The following is a 16,044-nucleotide window of genomic DNA, read 5'->3' as shown; positions in this document are numbered from 1 at the left end:
CTTTTAATGAGGTGAATGGAATGGAATTATCAGAAATCAGAGTAGAGCTCGAAAATATGGCTTCTCGTTTAGCGGACTTTAGGGGGTCTCTTTGACCTCGAATCAAAGGAGGCCCGCATCGCTGAGCTAGATGAACAAATGGCTGATCCGGAATTCTGGAATGATCAGCAAAAAGCTCAAACGGTCATAAATGAAGCAAACGGTATAAAGGATTATGTCAATTCGTATAAAAAATTGAATGACTCCCACGAAGAATTGCAAATGACTCATGATCTTTTGAAGGAAGAGCCGGACTCTGACCTCCAGCTTGAGCTTGAAAAAGAACTAAAATCATTAACAAAAGAGTTCAATGAGTTTGAGCTTCAGCTTCTTCTCAGTGAGCCGTATGATAAAAATAATGCGATTTTAGAACTGCACCCTGGTGCTGGCGGCACAGAGTCACAGGACTGGGGCTCTATGCTTCTTAGAATGTATACCAGATGGGGAGAACGCCGCGGCTTTAAGGTGGAAACGCTCGATTACCTTCCGGGTGATGAGGCGGGAATCAAGTCAGTCACATTGCTGATCAAAGGGCACAACGCCTACGGTTATCTCAAAGCAGAAAAAGGTGTCCATCGTCTCGTGCGGATTTCGCCGTTTGATTCGTCAGGCCGCCGCCACACATCTTTCGTTTCATGTGAAGTCATGCCTGAATTTAACGATGAGATCGATATCGATATCCGTACGGAGGATATTAAGGTTGATACGTACCGTGCAAGCGGAGCGGGCGGACAGCACGTCAATACGACGGATTCAGCCGTTCGGATTACTCACTTGCCAACGAATGTGGTTGTGACGTGCCAAACGGAACGCTCACAAATTAAAAACCGTGAAAGAGCCATGAAAATGCTAAAGGCCAAGCTGTATCAGCGCAGAATTGAAGAACAGCAGGCAGAGCTGGATGAAATTCGTGGTGAACAAAAAGAAATCGGCTGGGGCAGCCAAATCCGTTCTTACGTATTCCATCCGTATTCCATGGTAAAAGACCATCGGACCAATACAGAAATGGGGAACGTTCAAGCGGTAATGGATGGAGACATTGATACATTTATTGATGCCTACCTGCGTTCTAAGCTATCATAAGCAGAAAAACACACCTGATGTAGACAGGTGTGTTTTTTTAATTTCTTCATATCCTTGATTTCACTGCTGCTTTAGCATATTACCACTGTATTTGGGTGTTATTTACATCTAATCAGGGAAGGATTAAAATGCTATCGGAGAGCATTGGAAGAAACGGAGGATATATGATGGATGTACGAACGAAAACATATCGAATGATACGGGATTATGCATACATACTGATAGGAGCAGCGATTACAGGTGTGTCCTTTAATGTATTTTTGCTTCCAAACAAGATTGCTGCCGGCGGTGTCAGCGGAATCAGCACGATTTTGCAATCATATGGTTTTGAAGCAGCGTATGTACAGTGGATTATTAATATTCCTTTATTTATTGCCGGTGTCATTTTGCTCGGCGGGAAATTTGGACTTAAGACGCTTGCGGGTTCTGTTTTTTTGCCGCTTGTTGTGTTTTTGACAAGAGATATTCAGCCCGCCACTCATCATGAGCTCCTGGCGGCGATTTTTGGCGGCGTAGGCATCGGTGTCGGAATTGGCATTGTGTACTTAGGGAAAGGGTCGACGGGAGGAACGGCCTTGGCTGCACAGATCATTCATAAGTACTCAGGTCTGTCATTAGGGACGTGTCTCGCCCTCATTGACGGATTGATTGTCGTTACCGCTATGATCGTATTTAATATTGAACAAGGCTTATATGCCATGCTTGGCGTCTATGTGTCCAGCAAAACGATTGATGTCGTTCAAGTTGGCTTCAATCGTTCAAAAATGGCGCTCATTATTACAAAGCAGGAGCAGGCTGTCAAGGAAGCCGTTTTACAGAAGATTGACAGAGGCGTGACGAAAATTTCCGCGGTCGGCGGATATACTGACGATGATCGCCCGATTTTAATGTGTGTGGTTGGGCAAACTGAATTCACCAAATTGAAACAAATCGTCAAACAGATTGATGAGTCAGCTTTTGTGATTGTGGCGGATGCGAGTGAGGTGCTGGGCGAGGGTTTCAAACGTGCTTAATCGAGGTTATAATATGGAAGAGATCGTAAAGGAGTTGTGCTTCTCAACATGAAATCAAAGTTATCGATACTAATGCTTGTATTTGCGCTTTCTGTTCTATTGGCTGCCTGCGGTTCAAACGATGCAAAAGAGGAGAAGACAGACACCGGCAGCAAGACTGAAGCCTCTGCATCTGAAGGGGAAGAATTATATCAGCAAAGCTGCGTAGGCTGCCACGGCAAGGATTTAGAAGGTATGTCAGGGCCTAATCTCCAAGAGGTCGGAGGCAAATACGACGAAGCCAAAATTGAAAGTATTATTAAAAACGGCCGCGGCAATATGCCGAAGGGGCTTGTAGATGACAAAGAAGCCGCCGTTATTGCCAAATGGCTGTCAGAAAAAAAGTAAGGTGAGAAAATCTTTGCCGCAGTGCAGGCAAGGATTTTTTTATGCCATGACAATATGAATGAAAAGAAACTGTAATAGTATTATGTCTAAATTTGACGTATAATGAAGTGTATTGAAAAATGAAACTTTCAGATTTTTCATCTTTTTACAAATGAGTGGGTCATAAATTGTCGAATGCATTCGAAGAGTATGACCGTGTGATAGATAAAATGATATAAAAGATTAGGTGATTTCATGATAGAGATGAAGGAAGTATATAAAGCCTATCCGAACGGCGTAAAAGCGCTCAATGGGATTTCTGTTACCATTCATCCCGGCGAGTTTGTTTATGTTGTCGGTCCGAGCGGAGCGGGTAAATCTACTTTTATTAAAATGATATACAGAGAAGAAAAACCGACAAAAGGACAAATTTTAATTAATCATAAAGATCTCGCTACAATTAAAGAAAAAGAGATTCCTTTCGTGCGCCGTAAAATAGGTGTTGTCTTCCAGGATTTTAAGCTTCTGCCGAAACTTACTGTTTTTGAAAATGTGGCTTTTGCCCTTGAAGTGATTGGAGAACAGCCGTCTGTCATTAAGAAACGGGTGCTTGAAGTGCTTGATCTCGTGCAGCTGAAGCATAAAGCAAGACAATTTCCTGACACGCTTTCAGGCGGGGAACAGCAGCGAGTATCTATTGCCAGATCAATTGTGAACAACCCTGATGTTGTCATTGCGGATGAACCTACAGGAAACCTTGATCCGGATACGTCCTGGGAAGTTATGAAGACGCTGGAAGAAATCAATAACCGAGGGACAACAGTCGTGATGGCGACACATAACAAAGAAATCGTAAACACCATTAAGAAACGTGTCATTGCAATCGAAGATGGTATCATTGTGCGTGATGAGTCAAGAGGGGAGTATGGTTCATATGATTAAAATTCTCGGGCGCCACTTGCGTGAGAGTTTTAAATCTCTCGGGAGAAACACATGGATGACGTTTGCATCCATTAGTGCTGTAACCGTAACGCTGATTTTAGTCGGCGTGTTTTTAGTGATTATGCTGAATTTGAATAACATGGCTTCGAATGCTGAAAAACAAGTCGAAATCAAAGTGTTGATTGATCTGACTGCAGATCAGAAGGCACAGGATAAGCTGCAGAACGATATTAAGGATCTGAAGGGCATTCAAAGTGTCACTTTTTCATCTAAAGAAAAAGAGCTTGATCAGCTGGTTGACAGCTTTGGCGACAGCGGAAAATCCCTGACGATGAAGGATCAGGAAAACCCGCTTAATGACGCGTTTGTCGTCAAAACGACAGATCCGCATGATACGCCGAACGTGGCGAAAAAGATTGAAAAAATGGATCATGTCTATAAAGTTACTTACGGAAAAGAAGAGGTCAGCCGTTTGTTTAAAGTGGTCGGCGTTTCCCGCAACATCGGAATCGCGTTAATTATCGGCCTGGTATTTACGGCGATGTTCTTAATTTCCAACACCATTAAAATTACAATTTTCGCAAGAAGAAAAGAAATTGAAATCATGAAGCTTGTCGGCGCGACGAACTGGTTTATCCGCTGGCCGTTTTTCCTTGAAGGATTGCTGCTTGGCGTATTCGGTTCAGTAATTCCGATTGCACTGGTGCTGAGCACTTACCAATATGTCATCGGATGGGTCGTTCCGAAGGTTCAAGGATCATTTGTTTCTCTTCTTCCTTATAATCCATTTGTATTCCAAATTTCGTTAGTGCTTGTTGCAATCGGCGCAGTAATTGGAGTATGGGGAAGTCTGACTTCCATCCGCAAGTTTCTGCGAGTATAAAAGAAAAAAACGTCCCGTTCTCGGGGCGTTTCCAGAATGTTGACAGAATCCTAACTAAAACGGTTTAGGATTTTGTCATTTTTTTAGCGTGATTAAAAACCCGAAGTCTAGGAGCAAACAAGCATCGAAGCACAGCGAATGTTGAAATTCGTGAGCACCGAAGAGCAGATTTGACAACGAGTGTGAGGGTTTGTCGACATGCTGAAGCCGTCCCAATTTCGGGGCGGCTTTTCTTTTGCCTTCTTTTTCTTCTATGATTACATGAAATCTCCATCCTTTACATATACTATCTCTAGGTTTTGATAAAGACAGTCTGGCATACAGGAGGAGTAAAGGATGAAGCAAAAAATAATGGCTGTGATCGCAGCGGGGAGCATGCTGTTCGGAGGCGCCGGTGTATATGCGGGAATGAACCTGCTTGAGATGGATAAGCCCCAGACTGCAGCAGCTCCCGCGACGGCACAAGCTGACTCTGAACGGGATAAGGCTATGGACAAAATCGAAAAAGCGTATGAGTTAATTTCGAATGAGTACGTAGAAAAAGTTGATAGAGAAAAGCTGCTCGAGGGAGCCATCCAGGGAATGCTGTCTACACTAAATGATCCTTATTCTGTCTACATGGACAAGCAGACGGCTAAACAATTTTCTGATTCTCTTGATTCCTCATTTGAAGGCATCGGAGCCGAGGTTGGAATGGAAGACGGCAAAATTATTATTGTTTCACCATTTAAGAAATCGCCAGCGGAAAAAGCCGGACTCAAGCCTAATGATGAAATCATCAGCATCAATGGAGAATCGATGGCCGGCAAGGATTTAAACCACGCTGTGTTAAAAATAAGAGGAAAGAAAGGGTCCAGCGTTTCAATGAAGATTCAGCGGCCTGGGACGAAGAAGCAGCTGTCATTCCGGATCAAAAGAGCTGAGATTCCCCTCGAAACGGTTTTTGCTTCAGAGAAAAAAGTGCAGGGGCATTCTGTCGGATATATCGCCATCTCAACTTTTTCTGAGCATACCGCGGAAGATTTTGCAAAAGCGCTGGGAGATCTTGAGAAAAAGGGAATAGAAGGCCTCGTTATTGATGTACGCGGCAACCCGGGCGGATATCTTCAAAGTGTGGAAGAAATTCTTAAGCACTTCGTCACAAAGGATCAGCCGTATATTCAAATTGCTGAACGCAATGGAGATAAAAAACGTTATTTTTCAACATTGGCCCATAAAAAAGCGTATCCTGTTAATGTGATCACGGATAAAGGGAGTGCCTCCGCATCAGAAATTCTTGCCGGCGCATTAAAAGAGGCAGGGCATTATGATGTTGTAGGGGATACGTCTTTTGGAAAGGGAACGGTTCAACAGGCTGTTCCGATGGGAGACGGCAGCAATATCAAATTGACGCTTTACAAGTGGCTGACGCCAAATGGGAATTGGATTCATAAAAAAGGAATTGAGCCGACCATTGCGATTAAGCAGCCTGATTATTTTTCCGCCGGGCCCTTGCAGCTGAAAGAGCCGCTTAAAGTGGATATGAACAATGAAGACGTCAAGCATGCACAGGTATTATTAAAAGGCCTCAGCTTTGACCCGGGACGTGACGACGGCTATTTCAGCAAAGACATGAAAAAAGCAGTTATGGCCTTTCAGGATCAAAACAAACTGGATAAAACGGGTGTAATCGACACTCGCACTGCAGAGGCATTAAATCAGCTGGTAGAAAAGAAAAAATCTGATGAAAAAAATGACTTGCAGCTCCAAACAGCGCTTAAATCATTATTTGTCAATTAAAGGAGATGGTGTTCCATCTCCTATTTCTTTATACTTAACGATAAAATGAATCATAAGTCACATAAAAAATGAGTTTTTGACAAGAAATTAAAAAAATTTTCACAAATAAACATTTATAAAGGACTGTGATTACCCGATATCAATATATGAGAGAGACTTTCTAACGAGATAATATGCATTTAAAATGAAACTTTTGCAAGTTGCCTAGTCTTTGTTTACTTCATACAATATAAGAAGGTTCTAAAAAGAACAGTAATCAGGTTTATGGCAGCTGAACGACAGGTATTAAAGAGTAACGTTAGCGAGAATGCTTGTTAGCACTCCAGTACTGCTGCTTATACTGGCCCGTGCTTATCTGTATAAAGAAAATGGGGGTTCACAATTGAAGAGGGCAAGTATTGTGCGTGAAAAAAAATATTATGAATTAGTTGAACAATTAAAAGACAGAACACAAGATGTAACATTTTCGGCTACAAAAGCACTAAGTCTTCTTATGCTGTTCAGCAGGTATTTGGTCAATTACACCAATGTCGAATCAGTAAATGACATCAATGAAGAATGTGCCAAACATTATTTTAATTACTTAATGAAAAACCATAAGCGATTAGGAATCAATCTGACAGATATAAAAAGGTCGATGCATCTGATCAGCGGGTTATTGGATGTGGATGTAAACCATTATTTAAAGGATTTTTCACTATCGAATGTCACGCTGTGGATGACGCAAGAGAGATAAACCCTCCTGAGGATATCCAAGCCACTTAATATTTGATAGAATATGAGTAACATGTTTGGCTTGAGGCGGTGAAAGATAGTGTCTGTTCAATGGGGAATTGAACTGTTAAAAAGTGCGGGCCTGTTCTTCTTACACCCGCTTTTCTGGTTTTTTATCATCATAAGCCTGGCTTTCGGCTATGTTAGAATCAAACGGGAACGGAAAACCTTTCATACAAGAATAGCAGATATTTATGATGATCTGAAATTTACTTATACAAAGGGACTGATCCCTGGCCTCCTTTTGTCAGTTGTTTTAGGCGTACTCGGAATCTCGGTTCCTCTCGGTTTACTTGCGATTATTGCTGTTATCACTGCAGCGGCAGCGCTCACTCTTCGCGCAAACTGGATGTCTGCTGCATATATCGTCAGTGTAAGTATGCTGATATGTTTTGGATTGCAAATGTATCAGGCGGAGCCTTTTCTGGAGAGATTTCCGCAAGGATTTGCAGTCGTTTGGCCGGCTATGGGTGTGTTTTTAGGCTTGCTGATTATTATTGAAGGAGCGGTTGCTTATCGTTCTGCACATGTGAGAACATCACCGGCACTTGTCGTAAGCAGCCGCGGTTTGCCGATCGGACAGCAGCTGGCAAACCGGATATGGCTTTTGCCGCTGTTCCTTCTCGTACCCGGTAACGGATTAGAATCGCACCTCAGCTGGTGGCCTGTATTTACTGTACCCGGTGGGTCATTCCATTTTCTGTGGATTCCTTACTTTGTCGGATTTGGGCAAAGGGTGCAGGGATCGCTGCCTGAAACGAGTATAAGGATCACAGCGAAACGCGTTTGTATTCTCGGCCTTGCCGTCACAGTTCTCGGTGCAGCGAGCTTACTGTGGACGCCGCTTGCGGGTGCAGCCGTCTGTGTGGCTGTTTTAGGACGTATTTTTCTGTCCATTAAGCAAAGGGTGAATGATAACGCGGCTCCGTTTTATTTCTCGAAACGTGATCAGGGCTTAATGGTGCTTGGGATTATACCAAACACACCGGCTGAGGATTTGGAATTAAAAATCGGGGAAATCATTACGAAAGTTAATGGCATACCCGTTAAGAATGTTTCTGATTTTTATGAAGCGCTCCAGCATAACCGTGCATATGTGAAGCTTGAAATTATCGGTTTGAATGGAGAAATTCGTTTTGATCAGCGAGCGTCTTATGAGGGAGAACATCATGAATTGGGTATCCTTTTCGTAAAGGATGACCGTGAAGACGAAGCAGCCGCTTTGTCCGGATCATAAAAGACAGCCCGGCACCGCGAGAAGATGTGGTGCCGGGCTGTTTTGTGTTATGCTGAGTTTTTTTCCATCCGTGCCGTTTCATCAGATTTGATGCCTAATGAAACAAAAACGCCAATGATGGATACAGCAAAGAGAATCATAAATAGGGTGCGATATCCCGAAATCATGCCGATTAAGGCTGATGAAATGATGCTTCCGAAATAACGGAAGGTCGAAAAGATCCCTGACGCCACTCCTGACATCCCGGGGTCTACTGTGGCGAGGGAAGACACCTGCATGCTGGTCAGACCGACCCCGGACGCGAGCCCGCCCAGGATAAGAGAGAGCATGAGGAACAAGACAGAATGTGAGCTGCTTAATAGCAAAAATAATAGATTCGCTCCAGCCATCATGGCAAATGATAGAAAAATGATTTTTTTTGCTCCCCATTTGTGATGGAGCTGGGCGCCGACCCAGTTGCTGGCCGACATGAATATCGAAAATACAGAGAGCGCCATGCCGCTGTTAGACGTATTAAGCCCAAATTGGCTCGCCATGAATAACGGCATGATCAATAAGACGGCATACATCATCAGATTGCTTAATAAGACTGATAGATTGGCATTTGTAAAGGTTGAGCTTTTAAACAGTGTAAAATCAATGATTGGGTGCTGTGTACGTTTTTCTCTTCTGAAAAAAAGCGGGACAAATAGAAGTATCAATACACTGTATAGCGCATAGCCCCATGAAGCCTCATTTTTCGTCAGCAGGATAATCGAAACGATACTGCCTGCAAGCAAGAGAGAGCCGATAATATCCAGCGGCGCGTCAGATTTATTTTCTTTATATTGAGGGAACATGGTTAATGCCGTAAATAAAGCTATGGCGAGAAATGGGATGTTGACCCAAAAAATCGAATGCCAGCTGAAGCTGTCAATCAGTATAGAGCCGATAAAAGGCCCGAGCGCTGCCCCAAGTCCTGCCCCAAGTCCAAAAAATCCAAACACCTTCGGAAGGCGTTTTTCAGAAACAACGTGACGGATAATGGCAATGCTGTTTGGCGTAAGCAGTGCGCCGCCGACAGCCTGCAATGCCCGAAAGACAATCAACAGCAGCAGGCTCGGTGAGAGTGCGCAGCCTAAGGAAGCGACTAGAAAAAGGCCGACGCCCCATAAGTACATTGTTTTATTGCCGTACATGTCACCGAGTTTCCCGGCAATCGGCTGTGTGACTGCCATCACGATTAAATAAACGGTAACCACCCAAGTGATGCTGGCGATGGACTCGTTATACGTATGGGATATAGATGAGAGCGCGACCGCGATCATCGTGGAGTTAATGGGAACCAGGATGGCCCCTAATAATAGTGAGACGATCAGCGCCCATTCTTTTCTTGAACTCATTGGGATCCTCCTTTTTGTTATGCCAAGGAGTTCATCACGAAATTCCTTTGACAAATAGAGCTGTGCTATGCTCCAGCATTTTTTCCTGGGGCATTGAAATCACACGGTCTCCTAAATGGAGACGGTGAATAAAATAACCGAAAATGATCGACATAAACACGTCGGCATGCTCCTCTTCATCTCCTGTCTGAATAACCCCTTTTTCGCCCATTGTTTTGAGATAATCAACCAATAGCTGTTTCATAGATTGGGGATATTCTGTTACGTGGTTGATGACGTCTTGAAACATGGCCGGTTCACGAAAGCTGATTTTAATAATATCTTTTCTATGTTCCAGCTCCTCCAAGAGACAGGTTCCGATATGAAGCAGGTCTTTGTACAAATCGCCTTCAGTTTGTTCCAGAATGCTGCTTCTGTTTGGAGAATGCTGAGAAAGCAAAGCCTCGACTAGTCCCTGTTTGTTTTTAAAATTCCTGAAAATCGTCGCTTCACTTACATTTGCTTTTTCTGCAATTTCTTTTGTAGTCGTTGCGCGATATCCTTTTTTGACGAGCAGCTGCATGGCAGCGTCAAGGATTCTCTTGTTTGTCGGTCTCAATACGTTTCACCTCACGAATATACTGGCAGGACAAGTATACACCTGCCCCGCTTGTATAAGAAAGAGGGAGGACGCATCAAGCCCGGCTGACAACCGTGATTTTGCCGTTGCTTCCATCAACAGTGATGATGTCTCCGTTCCGAAGTCTTTCTGTTGCTGTACGTGTGCCGAGAACGGCGGGAATGCCGTACTCGCGGGCAATAATCGCAGCGTGAGACAAAATGCCGCCTGTGTCTGTAATAATTGCTTTTGCGTCTTGAAACAGGCTGGTCCATAGCGGTGTGGTCATTTTGCAAACGAGGACATCCCCAGGCTCGAATTGAGAAAATTCACTGGCGTCCCGAATGATTTTTACCGGACCTGTTGCAATGCCGCTTGATGCCGCAATGCCAAAAACATGATTCTCCGTGTTTTTTTCATCCTCTATCACAGCGCCGACAATTTCTTCTGCAGCTTTGAGCTGTTCTTTTGTTGGAGTGCCGAGATAGGCAGGGGCTTGAGCAAGTTCATACTCGTGAAAGGTCTGTCTGCGTTTTTCAGCCTTTTCTTGCATGGATACAGGGTGAAGAAGCGCGTTTTCCACTTCATCATCATATAAGAACCAAAGGTCTTCACGATTTTGAATGACACCGTTTTCCGCCAGCAATTCACCTACCTTCAGCAAAAAGACTCTCGCCTTGGCATCCAGCATGGCGTCAATATAAAAGTGATGATCATCCTTTATATTTGCAGCGTTCAGCGTCCATTTATAATAACGGTCAAATTCTTTACGCAAATCGGGGTCTTCTATGTTTTCCAAGAAGTCATTGTATAATTTCTCTCGTTTTTCTTTCGTTTTCTGAAATTCATTGTCAAAATGATAGCCATTGCGGACATAATTTTGAATATTGGCAAGGGCATAATACGGATTTTCTGCCCAGGTCTCTTGAATCAGATCATGGCTCTTTACAGATCGCCATCCGTATTCCTGTAAAAATTCATGGATGTTCTTCAGGAAGTGTCTGCCCTCATCTGTTTGTTCCATTTTTTCCTGCAGCTGTTCCGGCTTGGTGTTTTCAAAAATAGACAGCAGATTCGGGTTTTCCTGAACTTCAACAGAAAATAGCCACAGGCGGCGGTCTGTTTCCAGTGATTTGTTCATTTTGCCTGTCAGCATCTCGTAAAAATGAGCGTTTTCTGATTCTCCTTGAATATGTTGGTACATCGCTTGCAATTTGTTTGTTAGAAGAACTTGCGGAAAAACGATATTGAAGTGCTCCTCATAAGCCGTGAGATAAAAAGCCTTCAGTTTTTGAAAAGCATCCAGTGCACTTTCTGCGGTATGCTCTGTTTGTGCGAGCTGGTCAAGCGTTCTATAAAATGGGAGGTATGTGTGATTGATGATGTCATACATACGCTCCGATAATATTGGAAAAAGCTCTTTGCCGCAGTTTTCAGAAGGCTGCTGCTGTCCGCCCTGGCTTTTGGAATAAATATGTCCGCGATAAAGTTTTACTTCTTCAACAACTACACCAATCGGGAACTTTTGCATGCTCCTCTTCAAGCCATACTCCAACGCCGGTACGATCAAGGATGAAAATAACGGGCTCACCGGGCCTTCAATATTTGACTCCATGTTGAGCCAGAAATCATTCATATCAGCGTCTGTAATCATGAAGCTCCGTTCTTCTTCTGCCTCTTTTTTGTCCTGATCAATGGTGGTAATCGGGCGGGCCTGCAGAAGGTATACTTGATGATCAGCGATTCCGAATTCTATATCGACTGGATATCCGTACAGGTCTTCGGTTTTTTTCGTGATTTCAGCCAGTTCAATTACTTGTTCATCTGCAAGGCAAAAACGGCTGCGCATATCTTCGCTCGTTTCTTTTTCTGTGATTCCTTCTGCTGCAGACTCCATATAGATTTCCTTTGCACCTATTTCTTTCTGAATCTCAAACGAAGATTTATTGACTATAAATGTGTCTGGGGTGACACTTCCCGACACGACAGCTTCCCCCAAACCATAGCTGGCGCTGATTAACAGCTCTCTATCATCATGGGTAACAGGATTACGGCTGAAAATAACACCTGATACCTCTGAATCGATCAGGCCCTGAACGACAACTCCCATTAACGGCTCTGCAATCTGGTTATTCATTTTTTTCTTATAGCTGCTGACTCGGCCTGAGAAAAATGAGGCCCAGCATTCTTTCACTTTAGTTAGAAACTCTTCCTCTGTTTTGATATTTAAGTAGGTTTCATATTGACCCGCGAATGAAGCGCCTTCTAAATCTTCCGAGGCAGATGAAGAACGCACGGCAACGGATCGGTATGATTCTCTCAGCTTGTAAAAGGAACTTGTCAGCTCATGTTTCAGTTTCTCAGAAAATGTTCCGGTGATGATCCCGCTTTCGATGTTTTCGCTAGTTTCACGAAGCTGATTATCTTCCATAAAACGGGCGAGCGCATTCGTCTGAATAATAAACCCGTCCGGAACAGGAAGACCGTGTTTGGTCAATTTAATCAAGTTCATGCCTTTTGCTCCTGCAAGCTGGCTGGATTCTTCTGCTTGGCGAAATAATACAGAATACATATTTGAAACCCCTCTTTCCTTCATTTTGGTTTTCTCTCTAGTCTTTATAACGGAACCAGTGTTCAAAAAATGATAGTAAACACTATCATTCAATTGTAGGTTTTCAGGAAAATGCTGTCAAACTCAGAAAGTCCTAAATAAAATGAATAGTTAAGTTAGTTAGATTATCATGAAAAATGCGGCCGAACTGGTGCAGTATGCCTATTTTTCTTTTATTCTCGGATTCTGGCAGTGGCATGCATTCATAAAAAAGTGCCGCTGATTGGAACAGCGGCACTCCTTAAAGTGAGATCAATTTCTGAATGGAATAAGTGAAATCATAGTTGCTTGTTGTGCTGTAGATGCCATCATGGGATTTCAGCCTCATATACACACGTTCTCTCGGCTTAATCGAAGTGAGGTGAAGAGGGAGTCCTTCCCCTGGGCAATGATTTTCTGCTAGGATAGCGATTGTCTTCTCAGGGGTCACAAACTGTTTTTCAAGATCGTAGTTTTTTCCGCTTGGAAAGTAAACGAAGCGGATAGAACATGATCAGCTGTTTTGTTTTCCGAAGAAACCCTCTTCAGGCAGCTGTCTGGAGCTTCCATCTATAATGATTAACGGGAAGAACTTCGAGAGCTGAACTTTTATCAGCTAAACCTGTGATTGCAAAAGCGGGTTGTGATGCCATAAGGAAACCGGATAGTACAGCTGCTGTTAAAATTTCCGAACTCGAACTTCTTTTTTGTTTTGAACTGGCCAATTCTGACAACCATAATATATAACTCTGCTTGTTTATCTTATAAATCATTTCATTCTATTATTGATCTATTGATGTTTATATTGACCGGAACCAAAGTGCAAATATGGTGATTGATTTTGGCTGAAAAAGGGTATGGTGTAGTAAGAGGGAACGATTGCACGATTGTCCGATTCTTCATTTTTTACTATAATCAGATCAGATGAAGAATCCCTGAGGAGGGTTTTTGTTGATTACAAAAGCCGTTTTTGCATTGTTTTTCCCTTTTATGCTTGTTGTTCTTTTTACAAGAGTCACCTTTAATCATTATGTGGCGATCGCTCTAACAGCTGCATTGCTGTTTGCCTCTTATTTAAAAGGCTATACAGAAACGTATTTTATTGTAGGATTGGATGTTGTGTCTCTTGTGGCTGGCGGACTGTATATGGCCAAAAAAGTTGCTGAGAAAAAAGAAGAATAAATCGGACATAATGAATATAAAGACTGAATTCCTGCTTTTACGTTTTAAAAGCAGGTTTTTTATACACGAAAACGGCTGGAAATAAAAAACCACCGAACTTTAGTTCGTATTTTTAGTGATTTTCCATTCCATTGTGTTACTATATCTATAGGAAGATTTCGTTAAAGAAACGGAGGCTTATTTTGTGAAAGATCGCTTTGAGTTAGTCTCGAAATATCAGCCCCAGGGAGATCAGCCGAAAGCCATTGAAAAACTTGTAAAAGGAATTCAGGAGGGCAAGAAGCATCAGACTCTGCTGGGTGCGACAGGAACGGGCAAAACATTTACGGTGTCCAATTTGATTAAAGAAGTCAATAAGCCGACGCTCGTGATTGCCCATAACAAAACCCTCGCCGGACAGCTTTACAGTGAGTTCAAGGAATTTTTTCCGAACAACGCTGTCGAGTATTTTGTCAGCTACTATGATTATTATCAGCCGGAGGCGTATGTGCCTCAAACGGATACATTTATAGAGAAAGATGCCAGCATTAATGATGAAATTGATAAACTCAGACACTCCGCTACATCGTCTCTGTTTGAACGGAGAGATGTCATTATTATTGCGAGTGTGTCTTGTATATATGGCCTCGGTTCGCCTGAAGAATACCGGGAAATGGTCGTGTCACTGCGGCCTGATATGGAAATTGAGCGCAACGAGCTGCTCAGAAAGCTTGTAGACATCCAATATGCCCGCAACGATATCGACTTTCAGCGCGGTACATTTCGTGTGCGCGGAGATGTAGTGGAAATCTTCCCGGCATCCCGTGATGAACACTGTGTAAGAGTCGAGTTTTTCGGAGATGAAATTGAACGGATCAGGGAAGTGGACGCCCTGACCGGAGAAATTTTAGGCGACCGTGAACATATTGCGATTTTCCCGGCATCCCACTTCGTTACGCGGGCCGAAAAAATGGAGAAAGCGATTCAAAATATCGAGAAAGAGCTTGAGGAGCAGCTGAAGGTCATGCATGAAAACGGCAAGCTTCTGGAAGCGCAGCGCTTAGAGCAGCGGACGAGATATGATCTTGAAATGATGCGGGAAATGGGATTTTGCTCCGGTATTGAGAACTATTCAAGACATTTGACGCTTCGCCCGCCGGGTTCAACGCCGTATACGCTTCTCGATTATTTTCCTGACGATTTTATGATTGTGGTGGATGAGTCACATGTGACGATTCCTCAGGTGCGCGGCATGTTTAACGGAGACCAGGCGAGAAAACAGGTGCTTGTGGATCACGGATTCCGTCTTCCGTCAGCGCTTGATAACCGCCCGCTCCGTTTTGAAGAATTTGAAAAGCATATGCACAATATCGTCTATGTGTCAGCAACACCAGGGCCATATGAGATTGAGCATACAGATGAAATGATAGAGCAGATCATCCGTCCGACAGGGCTTCTTGACCCGCTTATTGACGTGCGGCCGATTGAAGGACAGATTGATGATTTAATCGGTGAAATTCAAGCGAGAGTTGAACGGAATGAACGGGTGCTTGTGACGACTTTGACGAAGAAGATGTCAGAGGACCTGACCGATTATTTAAAAGAAATCGGCATCAAAGTTAATTATCTGCATTCAGAAATTAAGACGCTTGAACGGATCGAAATTATCCGTGATTTGCGTCTCGGCAAGCATGATGTGCTCATTGGCATTAACCTCCTGAGAGAGGGGCTTGATATTCCGGAAGTATCCTTGGTTGCGATTTTGGATGCGGATAAGGAAGGCTTCCTGCGTTCGGAGCGTTCGCTTATTCAGACGATCGGACGGGCGGCGAGGAACGCGGAAGGCCGTGTCATCATGTACGCCGATAAAATGACGAAGTCTATGGAAATTGCCATTAATGAAACGAAACGCCGTCGCGAGCAGCAGGAGCGGTTTAACGAAGAGCACGGCATTACGCCGCAAACGATTAATAAAGAAATTCGTGACGTGATTCGTGCGACTGTGGCTGCTGAGGACAAAGCGGAGTATAAAACAAAAGCTGCGCCGAAGCTGTCGAAAATGACGAAGAAAGAGCGTCAAAAAGTCGTCGAACAAATGGAGCACGAAATGAAGGAAGCCGCCAAGGCGCTTGACTTTGAAAGAGCCGCGGAGCTTCGCGATTTACTTTTAGAGCTAAAAGCGGAAGGATGATGAACA

At 43.5% G+C, this 16,044-nt stretch carries 13 protein-coding genes; 10 read left to right on the top strand and 3 right to left on the bottom strand.

Features of this window, described 5'->3' with window-relative positions; translation table 11 throughout:
* The first annotated feature begins 20 nt into the window (after window positions 1–20).
* The 8 genes from prfB (at window position 21) to minJ (ending at window position 8,116) form a co-directional block, all read left to right on the top strand.
* Window positions 21–1,122 (top strand): peptide chain release factor 2 gene (gene prfB, locus Q5C82_RS00700; RefSeq protein WP_100069435.1). Its coding sequence is split into 2 segments (ribosomal slippage): window positions 21–92 and window positions 94–1,122, totalling 1,101 coding nucleotides; the frame shifts between segments, so codons are not numbered across the junction.
* A 167-nt stretch (window positions 1,123–1,289) separates the two neighbouring features.
* Window positions 1,290–2,135: a YitT family protein gene (locus Q5C82_RS00695; RefSeq protein WP_013308056.1), complete on the top strand. Its 846-nt coding sequence runs from the start codon at window positions 1,290–1,292 to the stop codon at window positions 2,133–2,135.
* A 48-nt stretch (window positions 2,136–2,183) separates the two neighbouring features.
* Complete coding sequence (gene cccB / locus Q5C82_RS00690) at window positions 2,184–2,522, top strand: cytochrome c551 (RefSeq protein WP_003219740.1); 339 nt, start codon at window positions 2,184–2,186, stop codon at window positions 2,520–2,522.
* 234 nt (window positions 2,523–2,756) lie between these two features.
* Window positions 2,757–3,443, top strand: a complete 687-nt coding sequence (gene ftsE / locus Q5C82_RS00685; protein ID WP_003219741.1) for a cell division ATP-binding protein FtsE — start codon at window positions 2,757–2,759, stop codon at window positions 3,441–3,443.
* A complete protein-coding gene (gene ftsX / locus Q5C82_RS00680) occupies window positions 3,436–4,326 on the top strand; it encodes a permease-like cell division protein FtsX (protein WP_003219742.1) in 891 nt (296 codons plus the stop codon). Before ftsE ends, ftsX begins: the two co-directional genes overlap by 8 nt.
* 336 nt (window positions 4,327–4,662) lie before the next feature.
* Window positions 4,663–6,105: a carboxy-terminal processing protease CtpB gene (gene ctpB, locus Q5C82_RS00675; RefSeq protein WP_003219743.1), complete on the top strand. Its 1,443-nt coding sequence runs from the start codon at window positions 4,663–4,665 to the stop codon at window positions 6,103–6,105.
* A 382-nt stretch (window positions 6,106–6,487) separates the two neighbouring features.
* Complete coding sequence (swrA, locus tag Q5C82_RS00670; RefSeq protein ID WP_015251121.1) at window positions 6,488–6,841, top strand: swarming motility protein SwrAA; 354 nt, start codon at window positions 6,488–6,490, stop codon at window positions 6,839–6,841.
* A 78-nt stretch (window positions 6,842–6,919) separates the two neighbouring features.
* Window positions 6,920–8,116, top strand: a complete 1,197-nt coding sequence (gene minJ, locus Q5C82_RS00665) for a cell division topological determinant MinJ (protein WP_003219749.1) — start codon at window positions 6,920–6,922, stop codon at window positions 8,114–8,116.
* A gap of 47 nt (window positions 8,117–8,163) precedes the next feature.
* Here minJ and Q5C82_RS00660 read toward each other — a convergent pair whose 3' ends face one another.
* From Q5C82_RS00660 to Q5C82_RS00650, 3 genes are all read right to left on the bottom strand, one after another.
* The gene (locus Q5C82_RS00660) at window positions 8,164–9,498 is read right to left on the bottom strand and encodes an MFS transporter (protein ID WP_003219751.1); all 1,335 of its coding nucleotides are present in this window, start codon (window positions 9,496–9,498) and stop codon (window positions 8,164–8,166) included.
* Between the two features lie 34 nt (window positions 9,499–9,532).
* Window positions 9,533–10,096 (bottom strand): TetR/AcrR family transcriptional regulator, encoded by a 564-nt coding sequence (locus Q5C82_RS00655; protein ID WP_003219753.1) that lies wholly within the window; start codon window positions 10,094–10,096, stop codon window positions 9,533–9,535.
* Window positions 10,097–10,172: 76 nt separating this feature from the next.
* Window positions 10,173–12,668: a PEP/pyruvate-binding domain-containing protein gene (locus Q5C82_RS00650; RefSeq protein ID WP_003219755.1), complete on the bottom strand. Its 2,496-nt coding sequence runs from the start codon at window positions 12,666–12,668 to the stop codon at window positions 10,173–10,175.
* Between the two features lie 969 nt (window positions 12,669–13,637).
* Here Q5C82_RS00650 and Q5C82_RS00645 point away from each other — a divergent pair.
* Entirely contained in the window at window positions 13,638–13,868 is a 231-nt protein-coding gene (locus Q5C82_RS00645) for a CsbA family protein (protein WP_003219756.1), read from the top strand.
* A gap of 184 nt (window positions 13,869–14,052) precedes the next feature.
* Window positions 14,053–16,038 (top strand): excinuclease ABC subunit UvrB, encoded by a 1,986-nt coding sequence (uvrB, locus tag Q5C82_RS00640; RefSeq protein ID WP_003219759.1) that lies wholly within the window; start codon window positions 14,053–14,055, stop codon window positions 16,036–16,038.
* The last annotated feature ends 6 nt before the right edge of the window (window positions 16,039–16,044 follow it).

It is taken from the genome of uncultured Bacillus sp. (genome assembly GCF_958411575.1).
Lineage (GTDB): Bacteria > Bacillota > Bacilli > Bacillales > Bacillaceae > Bacillus > Bacillus spizizenii.
This window is presented reverse-complemented; position numbering and strand designations above follow the sequence as displayed.